This window comes from Arthrobacter gallicola (assembly GCF_014836775.1).
GTDB classification, from domain to species: domain Bacteria; phylum Actinomycetota; class Actinomycetes; order Actinomycetales; family Micrococcaceae; genus Arthrobacter_B; species Arthrobacter_B gallicola.
In genome coordinates this window covers 226,014-247,325 of record NZ_JACSQD010000003.1, presented here as the reverse complement: position 1 = coordinate 247,325, position 21,312 = coordinate 226,014, and the positions used below count along the sequence as shown (strand labels likewise).

Below are 21,312 nucleotides of genomic sequence, written 5' to 3'. Positions count from 1 at the left end.
GTTCTAAATCTTCCGGGCTGGCAAGGGCCCCTTCAGGGCTGCGTCCTGCAGGAGGGACCCCGGGTGCCCGGTGCTACCATCAGAACGCGTGAGCCAGTTTCAGTCCTACGACACCATGTACCGGACCCGGGTTGGGCTGGCTCCCGGCCCGGTATTCGCCCTGTTGGGCGTCCTGTCTGCGGTCTATTTTGCCATCACGGGCACGGTGTGGGCGGTCACCGGTGAGTTCACCCGCTTGGGCGGGCACGTCGTCGAGGGGCTCGGGGCGGACGTGCATGCGTGGCAGTACTACCAAGAGGTCACCACTCTGAACGGTGCACCCATCGACCGTACGGATGGGTGGATCGTGATTGCGATGCTGGCCGGTTCGTTGATCGCGGCCCTGTATGCGGGAGACTTCCGGCTGCGGCTTCCCCCACAGAAACGCCGGTTCGCCCAGGCGCTGGCGGGTGGCATCATTGCCGGTTTCGGTGCCCGCCTGGCCTACGGATGCAATCTGGCCGCCATGTTCACGGGCATTCCGCAGTTCTCCCTGCACGCCTGGATCTTCACCGCCGCAACCGCACTGGGCACGCTGGCGGGCGTGAAGCTCATCAAACAGCGGTGGTGGCGCGGGCCCACTCGCCCGGTACCGGTGTACCTGGGCGCGCCGGGTTCGGCAGCCGGGAACCCAAAAAAGAAGGCAGCACACCGCTCGGTTGCGTCCATCGTGATCCTGGGCCTCGTTGCCGCAGCATTGGCGTATGCCGCCACGGGCCGGGGCATGCTGTCCGTGGCGATCGTGTTCGGCGCGGTTTTCGGGATCCTGATCCAGCGCGGGCAGATCTGCTTCACAGCCGCCTTCCGCGATCTGTGGGTGACGCGAAAGACCAAGCTCAATGATGCACTGATTCTGGGCTTGGCCGCGGCCGTGATCACGACATGGCTGGTCTTGCAGATCGGCGGCATGGACCCGCTCACCAAGCCGGCCGGCATCGGCACCGTCATCGGCGGCCTGCTGTTCGGACTCGGCATCATCATGGCCGGGGCCTGCGAAACCGGCATGATGTACCGGGCGATGGAAGGTCAGACCGCCGCGGTGGTGGCCTTCGTAGGCAATATCATCGGCGCCACGGTGCTGGCCTACGGCTGGGACACCTGGGGCATTTATGCCACGCTGGTGGCCCCGTCTCCGTCCTTCAACTTCTACCAGGCGTGGGGACCCTGGCCGGCCCTGATCATCTCCCTCGTGCTGCTCGGGATCTGGGCGGGGGCCGTCCGGCCGCTGCGGCGAAGCCGGCAGGAGCGGGTACGCACGAGCACAGAAACGGAGCTGGTGCCATGACCACCCCGGATTACTACGCCCTGGACCTACGGGGTGAATCATGCCCCTACCCGGTGATTCACACCTTGGAGGCGCTGCACGGACTCATGCCCGGAGAGATCCTGCAGGTCCAAACCGACTGCCCCCAGGCCTACCGGAACATCCCTGATGATGCCACCGCTGCCGGACATGAGCTGATGGCAGACCCCTCGCGCGAAGGCGCCGTCATGACGTTCTTGTTCCGCCGCGGCGAGAAAGTCCTGGGTACACACCTCACCCAGGACAAACCACGCCGACCCTGGTTTCGCCGGTTCGGAACCACCAGCTGAGCGTGTCTGCGCGGAGATAACTGAGCAAATCCCCCAAACACCCAGACGGTGAACCGGTCACCGCCCGTTCACCCCCCCCCCCACGCTGCGGACTTCCCTGCCACTTTGGGACACCACCCCGCAGGAAAACCCTCCGGTTAGGGACATACCCGCCAGTTTGGGACAGCACGCCACAGGAAAACCCTCCGATGAGGGACATACCCGCCAGTTCGGGACACCACGCCACAGGATTTCCCTCCTGTTAGGGACATACCCGCCAGTTTGGGACTTTCCTGCGCCGCGCCACGGCAGGAAAGTCCCGCCGCGGTCGATTTGTCCCCAAACGGAGCACATCCGCACGTGCCCCGGCGGAACCGGTCAGCAAGCCAGGATTTCCCTCCGGTTAGGGACATGCCCGCCAGTTTGGGACACCACGCCACAGGAAAACCCTCCGGTTAGGGACTTGCCCGCCAGTTTGGGACACCACGCCGCAGGAAAACCCTCCGGTTAGGGACTTCCCCGCCAGTTTGGGACTTTCCTGCGCGGCGCCACGGCAGGAAAGGCCCGCCGCGGCCGATTTGTCCCCAAACGGAGCACATCCGCACATGCCCCGGCGGAACCAGTCAGCAAGCCAGGATTTCCCTCCGGTTAGGGACATACCCGCCAGTTTGGGACAGCACGCCACAGGAAAACCCTCCGGTTAGGGACATACCCGCCAGTTCGGGACACCACGCCCCATGAATTCCCTCCGGTTAGGGACATACCCGCCAGTTCGGGACACCACGCGCCAGGAAAACCCTCCGGTTAGGGACATACCCGCCAGTTTGGGACTTTCCTGCGCGGCGCCACGGCAGGAAAGTCCCGCCGCGGTCGATTTGTCCCAAAACGGAGCACATCCCGCCGAAAAGTCTGCACCGACGACGCTAGGACCTGCCCGCCATCACAACCCGGGATCCCCCACACGGGCACTTGCCCCAGCTGTTCACAAGAACAGAAAGGTCAGCGGTTCTCGTTCTTTTGGTCCGGCTCCGCACCATCCGACGGGGCCGCGGGTGGCTGAGCATCATCCTGCGGGACAGCGGGGGCGGGAGCAGCTCCGGTGTCGTTCTGGCCCGGGGGGACAGCATCCGGAAGCCGGACACCGTACCGTGGCCGGCCGTCAGGCAGGTCGGGGAACTGTCCCCGGGGCGGTGCCTGCCCGGCAGCCGCCTGCTGCTGATCGGCGGGCTGCCCCTGAGTTCCGGCAGCGTGGGCACCTGCCCCGCTGGACACTGTTTCGCCGGGGTTCCCCGCGCTGCGGGCGCCGTAAGGATCCGCCCACGTGGACGGGCGCTGCGGCGCCTGCCCCTGCTGAGGGCCCTGGGGGTTCTGGTGGGGCGGCTGATCCTGCGGCGGCTGGTACGGCGGCTGACCCGCCGAAGACGCGGGATGCCCGCTCTGCCCCACCATGGGCAGCTGCTGCAGCAGACGCCGTGCTTCGTTGGCCGCTTCAGGCGCCACTACGACGTCGTAACTGGTCGCTATGACCTGGCTGGTGGAAGTGAAATCCCGCCGTCCACGCTGGAACGCATATGCCAGCACTCCGAACAGCAGCCAGAACACAGCGCCGAGCGCCATGGACGGAATCAGCGAGATATAGGAGTCTCCCCCGCCGAACAGCATCAAGGCCAGCCCTACAAAGAGGCCGAACCAGGCGCCGGTGGCCGCACTGGACAACGCTACCCGGGGATAGGAGAGCCGGCCGGTCACCCGCTCCACAGACTTCAGTTCGTTGCCGACGATGGAGACGAGCTGGACGGGGAACTTGGAATCAGCAAGATAGTCCACCGCCTTCTGTGCATCCAGGTACGCGGTGTAACGGCCCACGAGTTCCCCGCGGGGCAGGTTGCGTCCCGGGTCCCGCTGCGGTGATCCACCAAATAGGTTCGACATTCCACCATTCTTTCGCACGTGGGCCGGTTGTGGGTCGATGTATCGCTCGCAGTGAACGTCTGCCCGGTTGGCAGCGCCGCAATACGCCGATCCTGCCGCTGCCAAGTAGCCTAAGAAGGGTGAGCACAAATCCTACCCGCGTCTTCATCGCACGGCTGCTCGGCCTGGATGTCTTCGATCCGCTCGGGGACCGTCTGGGCCGCCTTCGAGACGCCGTCGTCCTGGACCGCGGCGCCGGCCGACCCCCGCAGGCGGTCGGAATCGTGGTGGAGGTCCCGGGCAAGAAACGGGTTTTCGTGCCGATCACCAGGATCACGTCCATGGATCCGAGCCAGATCATCTGCACCGGACTGGTCAACCTGCGCCGCTTCCAGCAGCGCGGCGCGGAAATGCTGGTTGTCGCCGAGCTCTTCGACAGCAAGGTGATTCTGGCCGACGGCGGCGGAGAAGCCACTGTCGAGGACATTGCCATTGAGCAGAACCGGGCCGGAGACTGGCATGTCTCGAGCCTCTTCGTCCGCCGCGGCGGACAGACCTCACGGCTTCGCGGACTGCGCCGGCGCGGCGAACTGCTGATCGTGGACTGGGCTGAGATCTACCGCTGGGACATCTCCGGCCCCCAGGCCGCCACTCAGTTCGTTGCCCAGCACGATGACCTGAAGGCAGCCGACTTCGCCGAGGCGCTCCATGAGATGAGCGGCAAGCGGCGCATCGAAGTGGCCAGCGAACTCCAGGATGAACGCCTAGCCGACGTCCTGCAGGAACTCCCCGACGACGATCAGGTCCAGATCCTGCAGTCCCTGGACCTGGAGCGCGCAGCCGATGTCCTGGAAGAAATGGATCCGGACGACGCCGCCGACCTGCTGAACGAGCTGCCGGAGGAACAGAAAGAAGAACTCCTGCAGCTCATGGAGCCCGAAGACGCCCGCGATGTGCGCCGACTGATGGAGTACGAAGAGGACACCGCCGGCTCGGTGATGACTCCGGTGCCCGTCATCCTTCCGCCGGAGGCAACCGTCGCTGAGGCCCTGGCTCACGTCCGTAAGGAAGAGCTCACCCCCGCCCTGGCTTCTTCCATTTATGTCTGCCGTCCGCCGCTGGAAACCCCCACCGGACGGTACCTCGGGGTGGTGCACATCCAGAAGCTGCTGCGGGCCGCTCCCCCGGAGGCGCTGGGAAACATCCTGGACACTGACCTTGAACCGGTCCGTGACTACGCGGACATCAGCGAGATCTCCCGCATGCTCGCGACGTACAACCTGAACTCATTGCCGGTAGTGAACGACGGCGGCCGGCTGGTGGGAGCCGTAACGGTGGACGATGTGCTGGACCACCTCCTCCCCGACGACTGGCGTGCCTCCGACGACACCGGCCCCATCATGTGGCAGGGAAGGAAGAATGGCTGAGAAAAACCGCCCCCGTACCGATGGCCTGGACACCCCGCGGACCGCCCGCACCCGGTGGCTGCCGCGGCTGTCTCCCAACCCCGATGCGTTTGGCCACGCCACCGAGAATTTTGCCCGGTTTATGGGTACCCCGCAGTTCCTGCTGTACATGACCGTCTTCTGCGTGGTTTGGCTGGGCTGGAACACCTGGGGGCCGGTTTCCCTGCGCTTTGACAGCGTGGCACTCGGCTTCACGCTGCTGACCCTGATGCTTTCCCTCCAGGCCTCCTACGCCGCTCCCCTGCTGCTCCTGGCCCAGAACCGGCAGGACGACCGGGACCGGGTTTCCATGCGCCAGGACCGCGAACGCGCCGAACGCAACCTCATGGACACCGAATACCTCACGCGGGAGATCGCCGAGCTGCGCATCGCGCTGCGTGAGGTAGCGACCCGCGACTACGTCCGTTCCGAGATCCGCGGCCTCCTGGAGGAACTCCTGGAGGCGAATGACGGCCGGGATGACTCCGGCCGCCGCAACCAGCGACGCCGGGGGCCGGACGCAACGGCGTCGCTTCCCAGAATCACGCCCGGCATGAAAGAGGAATAAGCAGTGCCCGTGAACAACCTGGGCAAAACTCTGGAGCAGCAGGCCCGGACCGCCCTTGACCGGGTGATCGACCCGGAGCTCCGGCGTCCCATTACCGAACTCGGCATGCTGCGCAGTGTGGAAGTCGACGACGCCGGAGCCGCCCGCGTCTCCGTCCTCCTGACCATCGCGGGCTGCCCGCTGCGCGGAACCATCACCGGCGACGTCGAACGCGAGCTGGCCGCCGTCCCCGGCATCACCTCCGTGGACGTTGACCTGGACGTGATGAGCCCGGAGCAGCGCGAAGAGCTCAAGACCCTGCTCCGCGGACCGGGCGGAGCCCGCGGAATTCCCTTCAGCCGCCCGGATTCCCTGACCCGCGTCTATGCGGTGGCCAGCGGCAAAGGCGGCGTGGGCAAGTCCACCGTCACGGTCAACCTCGCGGCAGCAATGGCTGTCTCCGGGCTGCGGGTGGGTGTGGTCGACGCCGATGTCCACGGATTCTCCGTCCCCGGCCTTCTGGGCATCACCGCATCCCCCACCCGGGTGGATGAGATGATCCTGCCGCCGGTGGCCCACGGCATCAAGACGATTTCCATCGGTATGTTCCTGGACAGCAACCAGCCGGTGGCCTGGCGCGGGCCGATGCTGCACCGGGCCCTGGAGCAGTTCCTCACCGATGTGTACTTCGGTGACCTCGACGTGCTGCTGCTGGACCTGCCCCCGGGCACAGGGGACATCGCCATCTCCGTGGGACAGCTGCTGCCCTCGGCCGAAATCCTGGTGGTCACCACCCCGCAGGCTGCGGCCGCAGACGTTGCCGAACGCGCCGGCACCGTGGCCGCGCAGACAGGACAGAAAGTCACCGGAGTCATCGAGAACATGTCCTGGCTGAGCCTGCCGAACGGGGAACGGATGGAGCTCTTCGGTTCCGGCGGCGGTGCGATCGTCTCCGAGCGGCTGGGCAGTGTGCTCGGCTACGAGGTTCCGCTGCTCGGCAGCATCCCCCTCGACGTCCGCCTGCGCGAGGGCGGGGACGCAGGACTTCCGGTTGTGCTGACGGAATCCGCAGTGCAGGACGGCACAGCCGGCGGGGAGCTTCGGCGCATCGCCCAGGGCCTGGCCCGCCGTCCGCGGGGACTCGCCGGAAAGAGCCTCGGGGTCACCCCGCGCGGCTGACCGCGCGCGGTTTCGGCCAGGCGTTCAGGGCTCTGTGTTCAGGGCTCTGTGTTCGGAAAGACGGTCAGGTTGCTTCCACATCAAAGGGAGCTGTCTCCCCTGCGGCGAGCCGCTCGATGCGCTGTACGGGCGGCGGGGAAGTTTGTACGGCTGCTGCCGCTCCCGTAGCCACGGCAGCGGCCGCTGGTCCGGCCGCAGCGGGAGTGCGCACGGGATGCCCGGAGGTCCCCTGCCGGGGAGCCGGGCGGACGGCTTCTTCAATGTCGTCCAGCAGGGCTTCCTTGATGATCCGCCGCGGGTCGTACTGGCGTGGATCCAGCTTGCGCCAGTCCACCTCATCAATTTCCGGTCCCACTTCTTCGCGCAGCTGCTCACGTGCTCCGGTGGCCATCCGTCGAAGTTCGCGGACCAGCCGGGCAAGCTGGGAGGCGTATTCGGGCAGCCGCTCGGGACCGAGAACGGCCACGGCAAGGATTGCCAGGACGATCAGCTCATAGCCATTAATTCCGAACACTTCTGAAGGTTACCTTTTCCTGCTCGGTTCAAGCGACTTCCAGAGTGGACTCAAAGTGAACGTCCGGCGCCGGCCAGCAGGGAGAACCCGCGCATCACCGTGTCCATTGGTCCGGAATCCCGGCCTTTGGACGGCACCAGCAGGCGGGCAGACTCGGTCAGCGACAATTCGCTGACCGCACCGGCAACCACTTCCCTGGGTGCAGATGACGCCAGGGTGTACGTAACGTTTCCGGTGGACAGCACGGCCTGGCCGGGTTTCGCTGGATCCTGCCAGACCCTCGGTGACGTGGTGGGATTGCCGGTTTGCAGCGTGAAGCCCTCCTCCGTGACTGGCCGCTCGGTGACGGCGTGCAGGACCACACCGGCATTCGTTTCACCGTCACCCGGGCGCTGCTCATAGAGCGTAATCTTCTCCCCGTTACGGGCCAGCACCAGGGCGACCGCGGGCTGGCCCGCCACATGCGTGGCGGTGGCTTCCTCGAGGGTGAATCCGAGTTCCTTGAGCTCCGGGCATGACCAGCCGGCTTCACGCAGTTTCTGCAGCTGCTCCCTGGAAAGCTCGGCAGGCTCGTTCTCCGCCACCTGGCTCCACCCGGCCAGCAGGTGGGCCTGCTGCGGAGCGGAGAGGGGCTCCTCGGCCAAAGTACCCAGCACATAGGCGCCGGCCAGGACAAAGCCCGAGACGAGGGTCAGGATACTGCCGACGGCGACGGCGTAACGGGCGCGGGTCCGCGGCGGTTTCGTCTCCTCTGCGGCGGGCAGGGACGCGCCGCCGGCCATGATGCGCCGCGCCAGGTCCTCCTCCGGCCGGGGGATGCTCATGGACCGCAGCCGGCTGCGCAAACGCCGTTCCTCTTCAAGCAGTGAACGGCACGGTGCACAGCGCTCCAAGTGGGCCTGGACTGCTGCCCTTTTGCGCTGGGACAGTTCCGCATCAAGGAATTCACGGATATGGCGTCGTGGATGGCGCATATGTTCTATCCGGCTCCAACCACGCGGGGAATTTTCAGGCTGACGGCGGGGCTTCGCCGCTGGGTGGGATCCCGGTGGGCCAGCTTTTCCTTCAGCATGGTGCGGCCCCGGTGGATCCGTGACCGGACGGTGCCAAGCTTGACGCCCAGGGCACGGGCCACTTCGTCGTAGGAGAGTCCCTCCAGGTCACAGAGCACAACGGCTGCGCGGAAATCCGGGGGAAGCTCTTCCAATGCCTGCTGGATGTCGACGTCGAGGTTGTTAAATTCGAAGCTCCGCTCCGGCCCCGGTCCCGGGCTGGGAAGCCGGCTTTCAGCTTCCTCGCTCATGCCGTCGAACCGGATCCGGCTTCTGCGCCGCGCCTGGTCCAGGAAGAGGTTGGTGGTGATCCGGTGGAGCCAGCCGTCCAGAGTGCCGGGCTGGAAGTTCGCCAGCGACCGGAAGACCCGGACAAACACTTCCTGGGTCAGATCCTCTGCATCGTGTTTGTTGCCGGTCAGGCGGTACGCCAGGCGGTAGACCTTCGCGGAGTGCGCCTGCACCACTTCTTCCCAGGTCGGACGCACCCAATCTGCGGCTGCGTCCGCTGAAACGTCAAGTGTCCCGGTCATGGTCTTCCTCCCTTCAAAGCGCAAGTCAGCTGCCGGAACCGTCAGCGGTCCGGGCAGGCTCTGATCGCCAGCTTCAGCATCAATGTTCGCGCATGATTCTGGGAGTTCGCTGTTAGCATGCCGTGGTTCGGCACACAAGTGACGGCTCCCTGACCCGTGATTCCCGACGACAGGATCCGCGGCACGGCCGCGCCAGCAGGGTTTGCAGCACCGCTGGCCTTAAGCTGGTAAAGCAGTCCAGTGCCGTCCATCCCACCCGGCTGCCACTGCTGCATCCCTGCTGATTTTCCTACCTCTGTTCCCAGCTTCTCCCTGCCTCCCCCAATCGAAAGTGACGTACACCGATGAGCGCCGACAAGCAGACCAACTGGTCCTATACGGAGGCCCTGCCCTTCGAGGATGAAGTGCTGCTCCGCGCACGCGAGCGTTCCCACGAACTCGGTGTCCATCCGGTCAGCACGGGGGTGGGTGCAGCCCTAACAGTTCTGGCTGCTTCCGCCAAGGCGCAGACGGTTGTGGAGGTTGGAACGGGTGCCGGTGTTTCAGGAGTCTGCCTGCTTCGCGGACTGGGACCCCACTCCGTCCTGACGACCATTGATTCCGACGTCGACCATCTGCGGGCTGCCCGGCTGGCCTATTCGGAAGCGGGTATTCCGGGAAACCGCACCCGGACCATTTCCGGGCGCGCTGCTGAAGTGCTGCCGCGGCTCACCGACAACGCCTATGACCTGGTTTTTATTGATGCGGACAAAGCGTCCTTCCCCGTGTATACCGAACAGGCCGTCCGGCTGCTGAAGCCCGGAGGGCTGCTCATTGTCAACGGGGCCCTCGACAACGGCCGGGTCGCGGACCCGGCCGCGCGGGAACCGCTGACCAACACGATGCGTCAGGTGGGCAAAGCCATCCGGGACAACGATTCCCTGGTCTCCGCACTCCTGCCCACCGGCGACGGCCTCCTGCTCGCGGTCAAGGTTCAGCCCGCGCGCCGGTAGCGGCAGCCCACCCCATGGGCAGCGGCAGGTCAGCGCCCTAGGAGGCGCTGAATCCCGCCAGTGTGCGGGCGGCACGGGCGCGCAGGAAAGCGATGAGCAGCCGGGCACCGAATCCGGTGGCACCCTTGGCGTACTCGTGGCTGTCGCCCGCGGCTTCCATGGGCCCGGCTATGTCAAGGTGGATCCACGGTCTGCCGTCAACGAACTTCTCCAGGAACAGCGCCCCGAGGATAGCGCCTGCTCCAGCTTTGGCGCCCACCGGAGCCACATGCGCCAGGTCGGCTGTATCGGACTCCAGCAGGTAGTCGTAGTCCGGCACCAGCGGCAGCTGCCAGAGCGGCTCGCCGGAACTGCTGGCAGCAGCCTCGAACGCGGTCAGCAGCCCGGGATCGTTGCCGAACAGCGCTGCGTGGCGCTTGCCCAGCCCCAGCGCCGCAGCGCCCGTCAGGGTGGCAACATCGATCAAGGCCTCCGGCTTCAGCCGGCCTGCTGCATACGCGAGGGCATCGGCGAGGACCATCCGGCCCTCGGCGTCGGTGTTGCCGATTTCCACGGTGGTGCCGTTCCAGGTCCTGACCACATCCCCGGGCCGGTAGGATGCCGCGCCGATCGCGTTTTCCGCCAGGGCCAGCAGCGCGGTCACCTCGAACGGAAGCTCAAGCTCTGCTGCGGCCTGTACGGCCGAGAGGACAACGGCTGCGCCGGCCATGTCCATTTTCATGGCGGGCATGGATTCGCGCGGCTTCAGTGAGATGCCGCCTGAATCGAAGGTTATGCCCTTTCCCACCAGGACTACGCCGCCGGATTCCGTGTCCTTTGACCCGGTTGGCCGGTACGTGACCCGCACCAGCCGCGGGCCGTTTGCGGACCCGGATCCCACAGCGGTGAGACCGCCGAAGCCTTCAGCAGCCAGCCGCTTAGGATCCCATTCTTCGAATTCAAGTCCGGCAGCCTGGGCGACCGAGCGGCTCTGCGCGGCCATCCACTCCGGCGTCGCAATGTCCGGCGGTGTGTTTGTCAGGTCACGGGCAAGCCAGGCGGCCCGCGCACTGATTTCAGCCAGGGCCAGCGCCTGGGGGTTCAGGCCGGTGACCTCCATCTGCACGGCCATGGGTTTGGCTGAGTCGGAGAGGCCGGTTTTCGGGGCACGGTAGCCGCCCAGGAAGTATCCCTCCAGGAAGGCCTGCTGTGCCTGGGGTGTCAGTCCGTCCACCACGCTGGTGCGTATTTTCTGCGCTCCGAAGGTGGCACGTGCCAATGCGGCGCCGGCCCGCCGAAGACTCTGGTGGGACTCGTCGCCGACACCCAGGCAGATCAGTTTTCCAGGCAGGCCGGTGGACCCGCGCGGCGGTTCCACCACCAGGCGCTCCCCTGCCCGGCCGGTAACTCCGGCAGCATCGGCACGCGCGGCGACGTCGACGCCGTAGCGGACAGCGGCCTCGACAGCACCGCTGCGCGGTTCCGGAACCGGTTTGGCACCTGCAGGTGCGCCTTCCTGGGAAGATTCCGCCGCCGGCCCCGGGGCGATGCCCACAACCAGGACGTCCACACCTTCGCCGGGCTGAGGTTCCAAAACCCGCTCCGCGCCGGGCTCACCCGGATACGGCGGAAGCGCGGAAACAGCAGTGAGGGACATCCTGCGGGGAGCCTGAACGGAACCCGCAGGCTTGGAAACTTGCCTGGAAGGACGCATGCACCCAGCCTAGCCGGTGACGCCGAGGAGGCATTCCTTGAGCTTGCCGGCTTCCTCTGCGTTCAACTCCACAACCAGGCGTCCGCCGCCGTCGATCGGCACCCGCAAGATCAGGCTGCGCCCTTCCTTGGTGACCTCCATGGGTCCATCACCCGTACGCGGTTTCATCGCAGCCATCTTGAAGTTCCCCTTTCAAAAGTGCACTGCGGGGTTATTCCCCGAGTAGTCACCTGTACTGCTGCCGATCAGTGCCGTTGCTTAGGGCACCAAGCTGCATTTTTGATCATTATTCCGTACAAGTGCTAAGCAGGCGAAATTCCGGTGTGTCTGACACCACAATCGGGTGATTAGCGGGCGGTAAATCAGCAGCTTCCGCGGGCACTGCAGGCGGCCAAATGGTCGTTTACATACCCGGTGGCCTGGAGCATGGCATAGGCGGTGACCGGGCCAACAAAACGAAATCCCCTGGCGCGGAGTACGCGGGACAGGCTGATGGATTCGGGGGTGGATGCCGGAACATCCGCTGTCGTCCGGGGAGCCGGCCCGGGCTGCGGCCGGTGTGCCTCCAGCAGGATCTCCAGGGATTCTCCCGCCGGGAGTGCCAGCAAGGCGCGGGCGTTGGAAATCGTGGCCTGGATTTTGGCGCGGTTGCGCACTATCCCCGGGGTGGCCATGAGTTCCTCCGTTTCCGCGTCGCCGAACCGGGCGACGACGGCTGGGTCGAAACCGCGGAACGCGTCGCGGAAGGCCTCCCGCTTGCGCAGAATCGTGATCCAGCTCAGGCCGGCCTGGAAACCCTCCAGGCTGAGCCGCTCGAACAGTGCTGCCTCACCGGCTACCGGGCGGCCCCATTCCTCGTCGTGGTAGACAAGGTAATCCGGGCTGGCGAGTGCCCACGGGCAGCGCAGCTGCCCGTCCGGCCCCGGCTGCGGCGTCATTCGGGCTGCTCCGGGCGGACTTCGCCGGAAACCTGCATGCGGTCTGCTGCCCGCAGTTCGGCAAGGGCGGCATCTCGTTCCAGCAGGGCTGCGGCCAGGCGTTCCAGGACTTCATCCACCTCGTCCATCCGGTAGCCGCGCAGTGCGACCGAGAACCGCAGATCGGCAACGTCCGCAGCGACCGGCCGTTCCGGCAGAAGTACCGGAGGCAGCCGCGGGTCGGGTTCAGCGAGCCCGGCAGTGGCCGGGAAACGCCGGGCATCATGCCGCTCCGGTGCCTCCGGGGCGGCAGCACGCCGCCACCCGCCGGGACCACTCCGGCCAGCCACGAACACAGCCACCGCGCCAACCACGGCGATGGCAAGGAACGCGAGCAGGATCATCATTGCTTCATCGACCCCGGTTGTCCTGCCCGGCAGTTAGAGCGAAACATGGCCGGCACTGTCTGCCACAACCAGTCGGACCGCCTCCGCGGGATCATCAACCAGGTGAAGCAGTTTCAGATCCTTTTCCGAGATCATGCCTTCCTCCAGCAGGCTGCCGCGGACCCATTCCAGGAGCGGGCTCCAGAAATCAGTACCGATCAGCACAATCGGGAACGAGGTCACCTTCTGGGTCTGGACCAGGGTCATCGCTTCGAACAGTTCATCCAGGGTGCCGAAGCCTCCGGGCAGGACAATAAAGCCCTGCGCATACTTGACGAACATGGTCTTGCGGACAAAGAAATAGCGGAAGTTTATTCCGAGGTCGACCCAGTCGTTGAGCCCGGTTTCGAACGGCAGCTCGATTCCCAGCCCTACGGATACACCCTTGGCTTCGACAGCGCCCTTGTTAGCTGCTTCCATCGACCCGGGCCCGCCTCCGGTGATAACGGCCAGGCCAGCTTCGGACAGCAGCCTGCCCACCTGCTCCGCGGTCTTGTACCAGCGTGAGCCCGGCACACTCCGCGCGGACCCGAAAACGCTGACCGCCGGCCCCAGTTCGGAGAGCGTTCCGAACCCCTCGACGAACTCGCTCTGGATCCGCAGTACCCGCCAGGGATCAGTGTGGGTGAAGTGCGTTCCATCCTGGGTATCCAGGAGGAACCGGTCCGATTGCTGCACCCGCGCCTGCCCCCTGCGGAGTTCCACCGGTCCGCGGCGTTTCGGTGATACCGGACTGGAGAGGTCTTGCTCGTCGCTGATTGCCATCCTCCTAGGCTAACGGCAAGGTGTGTCCCGGCTCCCACTCCGGCCCTTCCGCAAACACCCCGGCGCCGGCCGGTTTCTCCGTTGTTGTTTGTTTCTCTTGAGTCACGATTTATGCGCCGCGGAGTGATGCGGGGCACAGCGCCTTGATTTGTTCGCTATCTTCTACGTATGACCAGTGACACAACACCAGGGCAGCCTGTACCTGAAAAAGCCGCGGCACCCCTCGTTTCGCTGAAAAACGTTAACAAGCATTTCGGGGACCTCCACGTGCTGCGGGATATCAACCTAGACGTTTCACGCGGCGAAGTGGTTGTGGTGATTGGCCCGTCCGGTTCGGGGAAATCGACGCTCTGCCGGGCGATTAACCGTCTGGAAACCATTGACGACGGCGAGATCACCATTGATGGAAAACTCCTGCCCGCCGAGGGCAAGGCCCTGGCGAAGCTGCGTGCCGATGTCGGCATGGTTTTTCAGTCGTTCAACCTCTTTGCCCACAAATCGATCCTGGACAACGTGGCACTGGGCCCGGTCAAGGTCAAGAAGACCAAGTCCGCTGAGGCCAAGGAGAACGCCATGGCCCTGCTCAAGCGGGTCGGCGTCGACAACCAGGCAAACAAGCTGCCGGCCCAGCTTTCCGGCGGGCAGCAGCAGCGTGTGGCAATCGCCCGTGCGCTGGCCATGAAGCCGAAGGTGATGCTCTTCGACGAGCCGACGTCAGCTCTGGACCCGGAAATGATCAACGAGGTCCTGGACACCATGGTTGAGCTGGCCCAGGAGGGGATGACCATGATCGTGGTGACCCACGAAATGGGCTTCGCCCGCAAGGCCGCGGACCGCGTGATCTTTATGGCCGACGGCCAGATCGTCGAGCAGGCAACCCCCGAGGAATTCTTCACCAACCCGAAGAGCGACCGTGCCAAGGACTTCCTCGGCAAGATCCTGGCCCACTAGAGCTCCCACCGCACCGCAATAGTTTTTCACCAACCCTTTGAGGCAAGGCAGGATCCGCCTGGACCCTGCCGCAATGCAAGGAGAAAAAATGCGCAAGACCCGCTACGCCGCAGCCGCCATGGCTGCCGCAGCTGCACTGACCCTTTCCGCCTGCGGCGGGGACTCCGGCAGCGACAGCGCCGGCTCCGGCGACGCCGAGCAGATCCGCGTCGGCATCAAGTTCGACCAGCCGGGCCTCGGCTTTGACGAAGGCGGCTCCTACAGCGGCTTCGACGTCGATGTGGCCAAGTACGTCGCCGGCGAGCTCGGCTACAGCGAAGACCAGATCGAATGGATCGAGACGCCCTCCGCCCAGCGCGAGAACATGCTCGAGAACGATCAGGTCGACATGATCTTCGCGACCTACTCCATCACCGATACCCGCAAGGAAAAGGTCGGCTTCGCCGGCCCGTACTTCGTGGCCGGCCAGGATCTGCTGGTCCGCTCCGACAACACCGATATCAAGGGCCCCGAGGACCTCAACGGCAAGAACCTGTGCTCCGTCACCGGTTCCACCTCCGCCCAGAAGATCAAGGACACCCTGGCGTCCGAGGTGAACCTGATGGAACAGCCGAGCTACGCCGAGTGCGTCACCGCCATGCAGGGCGGCTCGATTGACGCAGTTACCACCGATGACATCATCCTTGCCGGCCTCGCCTCCACCGAAGCGAACAAGGGCCAGTTCAAGGTTGTCGGCAACACCTTCTCCGAAGAGCAGTACGGCGTCGGCATCCAGAAGGGCAGCGACAAGTGTGAAGACATCAACGCCGCTATCCAGAAGATGATCGACGACGGCGCCTGGGAAGAGGCCATCAAGGCGAACACCGAGGGTGCCGATTACACCTTCAATGCTTCGCTGAACCCGCCCACGCCGGCTGACTGCGCCTAACCTCACCAACCCCCGCCGGGTTTTCGGCGGCACAGTTCAGGGCAGGGCTGCGGCCCTGCCCTGAACTCCGCACATTATTTTTTATGGAAGAGGTGACATATGGAAGGTTTCCTCGAGCTCTTCGGCGAATACGACGTCATCGGGGCCTTCTGGGTCAACATCCAACTGACGTTCTGGGCCGGCATCTGGTCTCTGGTGATTGGCACCGTGCTGGCCATTATGCGCATCTCCCCCATAGCCAGCCTGCGCTGGTTCGGCACAGCGTATGTGAACATTTTCAGGAACACTCCGCTGACGATCATCATGGTTTTCGGTGCCCTGGCCCTGTGGTCCCAGCTCCAGGTCAGCCTGTCCAGCGACTTCAACCTCAACTTCTTCCGGATCGCCATCCTGTCCCTGTCGGTCTACCACGCAGCATTCGTCTGTGAGGCAATCCGCAGTGGAGTGAACACCGTTCCCCTGGGCCAGGCCGAGGCAGCACGTTCCATCGGCCTTTCCTTCCTGCCCGCCGCCTGGCTGATCATCCTGCCGCAGGCTTTCCGCGGCGCCATTGCCCCGCTGGGCAACGTCCTGATCGCGCTGGCCAAGAACACCACGGTGGCCGCCACGGCATCCGTGGCGGAAGCGTCCGGCCTGATGAAGACCATGATTGAGTTCCGGCCGGACCTGATGACTCAGATCTTCCTGACCTTCGCACTGGGCTTCGTGCTCATCGTGATCCCGATCGGCCTGCTGACAACCTGGGCCTCGAAGAAACTGGCGGTGGCCCGATGAGCCAGAGTGTCCTTTTCGACGCGCCCGGCCCCAAGGCCCGGCGCCGGATCATGATCGGGAACATCCTCGGGATCCTTTTGATCCTGGGCCTGATCGCCCTGATCGTGAACGGACTGGCAGAGAAGGGCCAGTTCGAACCGGCAAAATGGCTTCCGTTCCTCGAGGGACGCACCTGGCAGTACTTTATGCTGCCGGGCCTGCTTGCCACCCTGCGCGCTGCCGGAGTCGCGATCGTCACCTCGATCCTGTTCGGCCTCATCTTCGGCCTCGGACGCCTTTCCTCCATTAAGGCCATCAGCTGGACCTCCGGCGTGATCGTGGAGTTCTTCCGCGCCGTCCCGGTGCTGCTGATGATGATTTTCTTTTATCAGTTCCTGTCCAAGTCAACTCCGGTGCCGTCGGCCGACGTACCGTTTGTGGCGGTTGTGCTGGCCCTGACCCTCTACAACGGCTCGGTCATTGCAGAGCTGGTGCGTTCCGGTGTGTTCGGCCTTCCCAAGGGACAGCGGGAAGCCGGGCTGGCAATCGGCCTGACCCGGAGCCAGTCACTGCGCGCCATCGAGGTTCCGCAGGCGCTGGTTGCCATGCTCCCGGCGCTGCTGAGCCAGTTTGTCGTGATCCTGAAGGACTCCGCCCTGGGTACCTTCATCGGCTACACCGAGCTGCTGGCCTACGCCCGCCGCCTGGCTTCCGGCGAGGGAAATATCCTTCCGGCCCTGCTGGTCACCGCCGCGATCTTCATTGTCCTGAACATGATCCTGACGTTCGCCGCGCAGCGCCTTTCCCGGCGTCTCGGCGCACGGTCCGGTCAGCTCCTGCGGACCGAGGACAATGTGGAACCTGAAGGGGTTCCCGCCCCGGCACGCTAGCCGGGACACCCCGCCAACGTGAAAGGTTCCCTTCCGGATCACCGGGAGGGAACCTTTCACGTTGCGGGCCGGCTGGAAACTAGTCCAGCCAGGTCCGCAGGGCCCGCAGGCACCCGCGGATGGCCTCCGCCTCCACATGCTCATTGTCGGAGTGCGCCAGCAGGGCATCGCCCGGCCCGAAGTTCACCGCCGGAACGCCCAGGGCACTGAAGCGGGCGACGTCGGTCCATCCGTACTTGGGTTTCGGTTCCGCGCCCACGGCTGCCACAAAACTGGCCGCAGCCGGCCGGTCCAGCCCGGGCCGGGCCCCGGCGGACGCGTCCGTAACCACCAGGTCAAAGCCCTCCAGCAGGTTCCGGACATAGGCTTCGGCCTGGGCCAGATCCTTGTCCGGAGCGAACCGGTAGTTGATTTCCACCATGGCCGCGTCAGGGATGACGTTTCCAGCAGTTCCTCCGCTGATGCGGACGGCGTTGAGCGACTCGCGGTAGTCCAGGCCTTCGACCCGGACGGTCGCCGGTTCATGGTCGCGCAGCCGGACCAGGATCTCTGCGGCGCCGTGGATGGCGTTCTCCCCCATCCAGGCGCGGGCCGAGTGCGCGGCTTTGCCGGTGGTCCGGGCCTGGAAGCGCATGGTTCCGTTGCAGCCGCCTTCGACCGTTCCGTCGGTGGGTTCAAGCAGGATTGCAAAATCCGCCTTCAGCCACTCCGGGTAGCTCCTGGCCACCCGGCCCAGTCCGCTGAGGGCGGCGTCAACTTCCTCGTGGTCGTAAAAGATATAGGTGACGTCCCGGGTGGGCTCGGCCAGCTGGGCTGCGAGCGCCAGCTGAACCGCGACGCCGCCCTTCATGTCCGTGGCTCCGCGGCCGTACAGCACCTCCCCTTCCCAGCTCGAGGGCACGGTACCGCGGGACCCCGGCACGGAGGGCAGGGGCACGGTGTCGAGGTGGCCGGCCAGGATGACCCGCTCGGACCGGCCCAGGTTCGTGCGCGCCATGACCGTATCGCCGTCGCGCACCACCTCCAGCCGGCCCAGCGCACGGAGGGCGGACTCCACCGCGTCGGCGATGGAAGCCTCGTTGCCGGAGACACTTTCGATGTCCAGCAGGGCGGCGGTGAGGGCAGCAACGTCGCCCTCCAGGTCCAGGCGGTTCACAGGTAATACAGTCACCGGACCAGACTACCGCTCGGTAGAGTGGATCCCATGACTTCCAGCACCCCTTCAGCCCTGACCGCCCGCCCCGCCTCCGGCCTTGGACTGGCTACCGTAGCCGCAGACGGCACCGTTCTTGACGTCTGGTACCCGAAGCCGCAGCTGACTCCTTTTGAAGCCGATACCGCACTGGCCGCCGAACTGGCCAAGGCCGCCGCTGCCATGACGGACGAGGTCCGCGGCACCCGCGGCGAGGTCATCGAGGCACAGATCGACCTGGACGCGGCTCCGGAGAACACAGCCGATGCCTACCTCCGCCTGCATGTGCTTTCCGCCCGGCTCGCGGCACCGAACACCATCAACCTCGATGGCGTCTTCGGTGTCCTCCCCAACGTCGTCTGGACCAACTTCGGTCCCTGCCAGGTTGCCGGCTTCGACCAGGTCCGCGTGGGCCTGCGTGCCCGCGGAGCGGTTACCGTGTACGGCGTGGACAAGTTCCCGCGGATGGTGGACTACGTCCTGCCCTCCGGAGTGCGCATTGCCGACGCCGACCGGGTCCGCCTCGGCGCGCACCTGGCCGAAGGCACCACGGTGATGCACGAGGGCTTCGTAAACTTCAACGCCGGCACCCTGGGCACGTCCATGGTTGAGGGCCGCATCTCCGCAGGCGTGGTGGTTGGCGACGGCAGCGACGTCGGCGGCGGAGCCTCGATCATGGGCACCCTCTCCGGCGGCGGCAAGGAACGGATCACCGTCGGAGAACGGGTACTCCTGGGGGCGAACTCCGGAGTTGGCATCAGCATCGGGGACGACAGCGTCGTCGAAGCCGGCCTCTACATCACGGCCGGAACCCGGGTCAGCGTGGTGGAACCGGAATCCGGTGAGGCACGCACGCTGAAGGCCGCCGAGCTCTCCGGCGTTCCGGGCCTGCTGTTCCGCCGCAACTCCGTGACCGGCGCCGTCGAGGTCCTCCCCCGGCTGGCCCGCACCGTGGAACTGAACGCGGCACTGCACGCCAACTAGGCCGCGCAACCGGAGAACTGGCAGTGAACCCCCGCAGCCCGCAGCTGCTTACCCGCAGGCGGCGGGTAACGGTGATCCTCACGGCGGGGGCCGCTGCGGCCGCCACGGCACTCTATCTCCTGGTCCTCGCCGGTACTTCCGGCGAGGACCGCCCGCTGCGCGAACACTGCACGGCAGCGGTGAATGACAGCTCCTGGCAGCTCACCCCGGAACAAACCGCCAACGCCGCCACAATCGCCGCCGTCGCCGTCACCCGCGGGCTCCCCCCGCGGGCGGCGTCGATTGCGCTGGCAACGGCCGTCCAGGAGTCGGGTCTGCGCAATATCGATTACGGTGACGAGGCCGGTCCCGATTCCCGGGGATTGTTCCAGCAGCGTCCCTCCCAGGGGTGGGGCACCGAGGAACAGATCATGGATCCGGTCTACGCCGCCAATGCCTTTTATGACGTCCTGGTGAAGGTGCCGGGATATCAGGAGCTGCCGATCACGGCCGCTGCCCAGACCGTCCAGCGCAGTGCCTACCCGGATGCTTATGCAGACCATGAACCCGAGGGCCGGGCGTTTGCCTCAGCCCTGACCGGCCAGTCGCCGGCCGCCCTGACCTGTGTGCTGAATCCCGCCACGAGCGCGGGCAATGCGGAAAGCGTCCTCGCCGCACTCTCCACGCTCTACGGCACGCAGCAGGCCGTGGTGCTCGGTGATGTGCTCCTGGTTGGTGCCTCCGGCGAGTACGGCTGGTCGCTGGCGCACTGGGCGGTGGCCAATGCCCGCGCTTTGGGCATCAATGAGGTCTCTTATGACTCCAGGACCTGGAGCCGCGGAACCGGCGAATGGGCCGGCTCTGATGCCTCTGCTTCCCAGGTCGCCGTGCATGTTGCGCCCGTGGGCGCCGGATAGTCCTTCAGGACCAGCAGGCTGCACCCAGTAGGCTGGGAGCATGCGAATACTAGTCACCGGAGGAACCGGCTACATCGGATCCCACACCACACTGGAACTGCTGCAGGCTGGCCACGACGTCGTGGTGCTGGACAACCTGGCAAATTCCAGCACCGAATCCCTTACCCGGGTCCAGGAACTGTCCGGGCGCACCGCTGAGTTTGTGCAGGCTGACCTGCTGGATCCGCAGGCGCTGGAGGACGTTTTCACCAAGTACTCCCCGGAAGCTGTCATCCATTTCGCCGGGCTGAAGGCCGTCGGCGAGTCGGTTGCGAAACCGCTGTACTACTACCGGAACAACGTTGCCGGCACCCTGAACCTGCTGGATGTTATGGACCGGCATGATGTGCGCACCATTGTGTTCAGCTCCTCAGCCACCGTTTACGGCGCCTCCGAAGAAGTGCCGCTGGTGGAGAAGATGCCCATGGACGCCGTGAACCCCTACGGCCGGACCAAGGAGCAGATCGAGGACATCCTGGCCGATCTGGGTGCCTCCGACGAGCGCTGGAGCATTGCCCTGCTGCGCTACTTCAACCCGGTGGGCGCGCACGAATCGGGCCGCATCGGCGAGGACCCCACGGGTGTGCCGAACAACCTGCTGCCGTTCGTGGCCCAGGTTGCCGTTGGCCGCCGGGAAAAGGTTCTGGTCTTCGGCAACGACTACCCCACCCCGGACGGAACCGGAGTGCGCGACTACATCCATGTGATGGACCTCGCCGCCGGTCATCTGGCCGCACTGGATTACATTGCAGCCCGCAAGGGCGTCAAACGATGGAACCTGGGCACCGGCAACGGGTCCTCCGTCCTGGAGGTGCTGGCAGCGTTCTCGAAGGCAGCGGGCAAGGACGTCCCGTACGAGTTCGCGCCGCGCCGGCCCGGTGACGCGGCCGTCAGCTACGCCGATCCTTCAGCCGCCCTCGCCGAGCTGGGCTGGTCCGCCGGACGGTCCCTCGAGGACATGTGCCGGGACCACTGGAACTGGCAGAAGCAGAACCCGCAGGGTTACGCTGCCGGCTCCTGACCCGTCCGTCCGCCGGTAACACGGCAAAAAGGGCGGGCCGCCTTCCGAAGAAG

The 21,312-nt window shown here is 65.5% G+C and carries 23 protein-coding genes and 1 pseudogene; 13 read left to right on the top strand and 11 right to left on the bottom strand.

Annotation, left to right across the window (positions count from 1 at the left end; translation table 11 throughout):
* The first annotated feature begins 88 nt into the window (after nucleotides 1–88).
* Both yedE and yedF read left to right on the top strand, forming a co-directional pair.
* The gene (gene yedE / locus H9639_RS08380) at nucleotides 89–1,324 is read left to right on the top strand and encodes a selenium metabolism membrane protein YedE/FdhT (RefSeq protein WP_191807631.1); all 1,236 of its coding nucleotides are present in this window, start codon (nucleotides 89–91) and stop codon (nucleotides 1,322–1,324) included.
* Nucleotides 1,321–1,632 (top strand): sulfurtransferase-like selenium metabolism protein YedF, encoded by a 312-nt coding sequence (gene yedF / locus H9639_RS08375; RefSeq protein ID WP_191807630.1) that lies wholly within the window; start codon nucleotides 1,321–1,323, stop codon nucleotides 1,630–1,632. Before yedE ends, yedF begins: the two co-directional genes overlap by 4 nt.
* A gap of 978 nt (nucleotides 1,633–2,610) precedes the next feature.
* Here yedF and H9639_RS08370 read toward each other — a convergent pair.
* Nucleotides 2,611–3,543 carry a general stress protein gene (locus tag H9639_RS08370; RefSeq protein ID WP_191807629.1) on the bottom strand — a complete coding sequence of 311 codons (933 nt, stop codon included), beginning with the start codon at nucleotides 3,541–3,543 and terminating at the stop codon, nucleotides 2,611–2,613.
* 119 nt (nucleotides 3,544–3,662) lie between these two features.
* Here H9639_RS08370 and H9639_RS08365 point away from each other — a divergent pair, with 119 nt between their 5' ends.
* Genes H9639_RS08365 through H9639_RS08355 form a run of 3 tightly spaced genes read left to right on the top strand, consistent with a single transcriptional unit; the run spans nucleotide 3,663 to nucleotide 6,693 of the window.
* Nucleotides 3,663–4,949, top strand: a complete 1,287-nt coding sequence (locus tag H9639_RS08365) for a magnesium transporter MgtE N-terminal domain-containing protein (RefSeq protein WP_191807628.1) — start codon at nucleotides 3,663–3,665, stop codon at nucleotides 4,947–4,949.
* Nucleotides 4,942–5,535: a DUF1003 domain-containing protein gene (locus H9639_RS08360; RefSeq protein WP_191807627.1), complete on the top strand. Its 594-nt coding sequence runs from the start codon at nucleotides 4,942–4,944 to the stop codon at nucleotides 5,533–5,535. Before H9639_RS08365 ends, H9639_RS08360 begins: the two co-directional genes overlap by 8 nt.
* Nucleotides 5,536–5,538: 3 nt before the next feature.
* Entirely contained in the window at nucleotides 5,539–6,693 is a 1,155-nt protein-coding gene (locus H9639_RS08355) for a P-loop NTPase (RefSeq protein WP_318242029.1), read from the top strand.
* Nucleotides 6,694–6,757: 64 nt separating this feature from the next.
* On the opposite strand, the gene H9639_RS08350 is transcribed toward H9639_RS08355, so the two are convergent.
* From H9639_RS08350 to sigE, 4 genes and pseudogenes are all read right to left on the bottom strand, one after another.
* The gene (locus tag H9639_RS08350) at nucleotides 6,758–7,207 is read right to left on the bottom strand and encodes a Sec-independent protein translocase family protein (RefSeq protein ID WP_191807626.1); all 450 of its coding nucleotides are present in this window, start codon (nucleotides 7,205–7,207) and stop codon (nucleotides 6,758–6,760) included.
* Nucleotides 7,208–7,257: 50 nt separating this feature from the next.
* On the bottom strand, nucleotides 7,258–8,031 hold the full coding sequence (locus tag H9639_RS08345; RefSeq protein WP_225219444.1) for a hypothetical protein: 774 nt from the start codon (nucleotides 8,029–8,031) through the stop codon (nucleotides 7,258–7,260).
* 57 nt (nucleotides 8,032–8,088) lie between these two features.
* Nucleotides 8,089–8,181 (bottom strand): annotated as a pseudogene (locus tag H9639_RS17265) (zf-HC2 domain-containing protein); the annotation flags it as partial.
* 5 nt (nucleotides 8,182–8,186) lie between these two features.
* On the bottom strand, nucleotides 8,187–8,792 hold the full coding sequence (gene sigE, locus H9639_RS08340; RefSeq protein ID WP_191807624.1) for an RNA polymerase sigma factor SigE: 606 nt from the start codon (nucleotides 8,790–8,792) through the stop codon (nucleotides 8,187–8,189).
* A gap of 344 nt (nucleotides 8,793–9,136) precedes the next feature.
* On the opposite strand from sigE, the gene H9639_RS08335 reads away from it, so the two are divergent.
* The gene (locus H9639_RS08335; protein WP_191807623.1) at nucleotides 9,137–9,784 is read left to right on the top strand and encodes an O-methyltransferase; all 648 of its coding nucleotides are present in this window, start codon (nucleotides 9,137–9,139) and stop codon (nucleotides 9,782–9,784) included.
* A 37-nt stretch (nucleotides 9,785–9,821) separates the two neighbouring features.
* Here the strand turns inward: H9639_RS08335 and H9639_RS08330 are convergent, their stop codons facing one another.
* The 5 genes from H9639_RS08330 to H9639_RS08310 all read right to left on the bottom strand — a co-directional run bounded on the left by H9639_RS08330 (nucleotide 9,822) and on the right by H9639_RS08310 (nucleotide 13,605).
* Nucleotides 9,822–11,420, bottom strand: coding sequence for a leucyl aminopeptidase family protein (locus H9639_RS08330; protein ID WP_191807622.1), 1,599 nt, complete (start codon nucleotides 11,418–11,420; stop codon nucleotides 9,822–9,824).
* Nucleotides 11,421–11,486: 66 nt separating this feature from the next.
* Nucleotides 11,487–11,654 (bottom strand): DUF3117 domain-containing protein, encoded by a 168-nt coding sequence (locus H9639_RS08325; protein ID WP_083521353.1) that lies wholly within the window; start codon nucleotides 11,652–11,654, stop codon nucleotides 11,487–11,489.
* A 185-nt stretch (nucleotides 11,655–11,839) separates the two neighbouring features.
* Complete coding sequence (locus H9639_RS08320) at nucleotides 11,840–12,415, bottom strand: DNA-3-methyladenine glycosylase I (protein WP_191807621.1); 576 nt, start codon at nucleotides 12,413–12,415, stop codon at nucleotides 11,840–11,842.
* Entirely contained in the window at nucleotides 12,412–12,801 is a 390-nt protein-coding gene (locus H9639_RS08315) for a DivIVA domain-containing protein (protein WP_191807620.1), read from the bottom strand. Before H9639_RS08315 ends, H9639_RS08320 begins: the two co-directional genes overlap by 4 nt.
* Before the next feature lie 33 nt (nucleotides 12,802–12,834).
* Nucleotides 12,835–13,605, bottom strand: coding sequence for an LOG family protein (locus H9639_RS08310; protein ID WP_191807619.1), 771 nt, complete (start codon nucleotides 13,603–13,605; stop codon nucleotides 12,835–12,837).
* 168 nt (nucleotides 13,606–13,773) lie between these two features.
* Between H9639_RS08310 and H9639_RS08305 the strand changes: the two genes are divergently transcribed.
* From H9639_RS08305 to H9639_RS08290, 4 genes are all read left to right on the top strand, one after another.
* A complete protein-coding gene (locus H9639_RS08305; RefSeq protein ID WP_191807618.1) occupies nucleotides 13,774–14,556 on the top strand; it encodes an amino acid ABC transporter ATP-binding protein in 783 nt (260 codons plus the stop codon).
* An 88-nt stretch (nucleotides 14,557–14,644) separates the two neighbouring features.
* Nucleotides 14,645–15,484, top strand: a complete 840-nt coding sequence (locus tag H9639_RS08300) for a glutamate ABC transporter substrate-binding protein (RefSeq protein ID WP_191807617.1) — start codon at nucleotides 14,645–14,647, stop codon at nucleotides 15,482–15,484.
* Nucleotides 15,485–15,583: 99 nt separating this feature from the next.
* Nucleotides 15,584–16,258 carry an amino acid ABC transporter permease gene (locus H9639_RS08295; RefSeq protein ID WP_191807616.1) on the top strand — a complete coding sequence of 225 codons (675 nt, stop codon included), beginning with the start codon at nucleotides 15,584–15,586 and terminating at the stop codon, nucleotides 16,256–16,258.
* Nucleotides 16,255–17,127: an amino acid ABC transporter permease gene (locus tag H9639_RS08290; RefSeq protein WP_191807615.1), complete on the top strand. Its 873-nt coding sequence runs from the start codon at nucleotides 16,255–16,257 to the stop codon at nucleotides 17,125–17,127. The genes H9639_RS08295 and H9639_RS08290 overlap by 4 nt, the downstream gene beginning before the upstream one ends.
* A gap of 79 nt (nucleotides 17,128–17,206) precedes the next feature.
* On the opposite strand, the gene dapE is transcribed toward H9639_RS08290, so the two are convergent.
* Nucleotides 17,207–18,298 carry a succinyl-diaminopimelate desuccinylase gene (dapE, locus tag H9639_RS08285; protein ID WP_191807614.1) on the bottom strand — a complete coding sequence of 364 codons (1,092 nt, stop codon included), beginning with the start codon at nucleotides 18,296–18,298 and terminating at the stop codon, nucleotides 17,207–17,209.
* 33 nt (nucleotides 18,299–18,331) lie between these two features.
* Between dapE and dapD the strand changes: the two genes are divergently transcribed.
* The 3 genes from dapD to galE are packed head-to-tail and all read left to right on the top strand — an operon-like array spanning nucleotide 18,332 to nucleotide 21,259.
* A complete protein-coding gene (gene dapD / locus H9639_RS08280) occupies nucleotides 18,332–19,303 on the top strand; it encodes a 2,3,4,5-tetrahydropyridine-2,6-dicarboxylate N-succinyltransferase (RefSeq protein ID WP_191807613.1) in 972 nt (323 codons plus the stop codon).
* 23 nt (nucleotides 19,304–19,326) lie between these two features.
* The gene (locus H9639_RS08275; protein WP_318242028.1) at nucleotides 19,327–20,199 is read left to right on the top strand and encodes a hypothetical protein; all 873 of its coding nucleotides are present in this window, start codon (nucleotides 19,327–19,329) and stop codon (nucleotides 20,197–20,199) included.
* A 40-nt stretch (nucleotides 20,200–20,239) separates the two neighbouring features.
* Nucleotides 20,240–21,259 carry a UDP-glucose 4-epimerase GalE gene (gene galE / locus H9639_RS08270; protein WP_191807612.1) on the top strand — a complete coding sequence of 340 codons (1,020 nt, stop codon included), beginning with the start codon at nucleotides 20,240–20,242 and terminating at the stop codon, nucleotides 21,257–21,259.
* The last annotated feature ends 53 nt before the right edge of the window (nucleotides 21,260–21,312 follow it).

Bases quoted from the DNA above. Each gene is read 5' to 3' on its own strand.
- H9639_RS08360 (WP_191807627.1), top strand. From the start codon at position 4,942: ATGGCTGAGAAAAACCGCCCCCGTACCGATGGCCTGGACACCCCGCGG.
- sigE (WP_191807624.1), bottom strand. From the start codon at position 8,792: ATGACCGGGACACTTGACGTTTCAGCGGACGCAGCCGCAGATTGGGTG.
- yedF (WP_191807630.1), top strand. From the start codon at position 1,321: ATGACCACCCCGGATTACTACGCCCTGGACCTACGGGGTGAATCATGC.
- H9639_RS08325 (WP_083521353.1), bottom strand. From the start codon at position 11,654: ATGGCTGCGATGAAACCGCGTACGGGTGATGGACCCATGGAGGTCACC.
- H9639_RS08310 (WP_191807619.1), bottom strand. From the start codon at position 13,605: ATGGCAATCAGCGACGAGCAAGACCTCTCCAGTCCGGTATCACCGAAA.
- H9639_RS08295 (WP_191807616.1), top strand. From the start codon at position 15,584: ATGGAAGGTTTCCTCGAGCTCTTCGGCGAATACGACGTCATCGGGGCC.
- galE (WP_191807612.1), top strand. From the start codon at position 20,240: ATGCGAATACTAGTCACCGGAGGAACCGGCTACATCGGATCCCACACC.
- dapD (WP_191807613.1), top strand. From the start codon at position 18,332: ATGACTTCCAGCACCCCTTCAGCCCTGACCGCCCGCCCCGCCTCCGGC.
- H9639_RS08330 (WP_191807622.1), bottom strand. From the start codon at position 11,420: ATGTCCCTCACTGCTGTTTCCGCGCTTCCGCCGTATCCGGGTGAGCCC.
- H9639_RS08345 (WP_225219444.1), bottom strand. From the start codon at position 8,031: ATGAGCATCCCCCGGCCGGAGGAGGACCTGGCGCGGCGCATCATGGCC.
- H9639_RS08335 (WP_191807623.1), top strand. From the start codon at position 9,137: ATGAGCGCCGACAAGCAGACCAACTGGTCCTATACGGAGGCCCTGCCC.
- H9639_RS08315 (WP_191807620.1), bottom strand. From the start codon at position 12,801: ATGATGATCCTGCTCGCGTTCCTTGCCATCGCCGTGGTTGGCGCGGTG.
- H9639_RS08320 (WP_191807621.1), bottom strand. From the start codon at position 12,415: ATGACGCCGCAGCCGGGGCCGGACGGGCAGCTGCGCTGCCCGTGGGCA.
- H9639_RS08290 (WP_191807615.1), top strand. From the start codon at position 16,255: ATGAGCCAGAGTGTCCTTTTCGACGCGCCCGGCCCCAAGGCCCGGCGC.
- H9639_RS08300 (WP_191807617.1), top strand. From the start codon at position 14,645: ATGCGCAAGACCCGCTACGCCGCAGCCGCCATGGCTGCCGCAGCTGCA.
- H9639_RS08370 (WP_191807629.1), bottom strand. From the start codon at position 3,543: ATGTCGAACCTATTTGGTGGATCACCGCAGCGGGACCCGGGACGCAAC.
- H9639_RS08305 (WP_191807618.1), top strand. From the start codon at position 13,774: ATGACCAGTGACACAACACCAGGGCAGCCTGTACCTGAAAAAGCCGCG.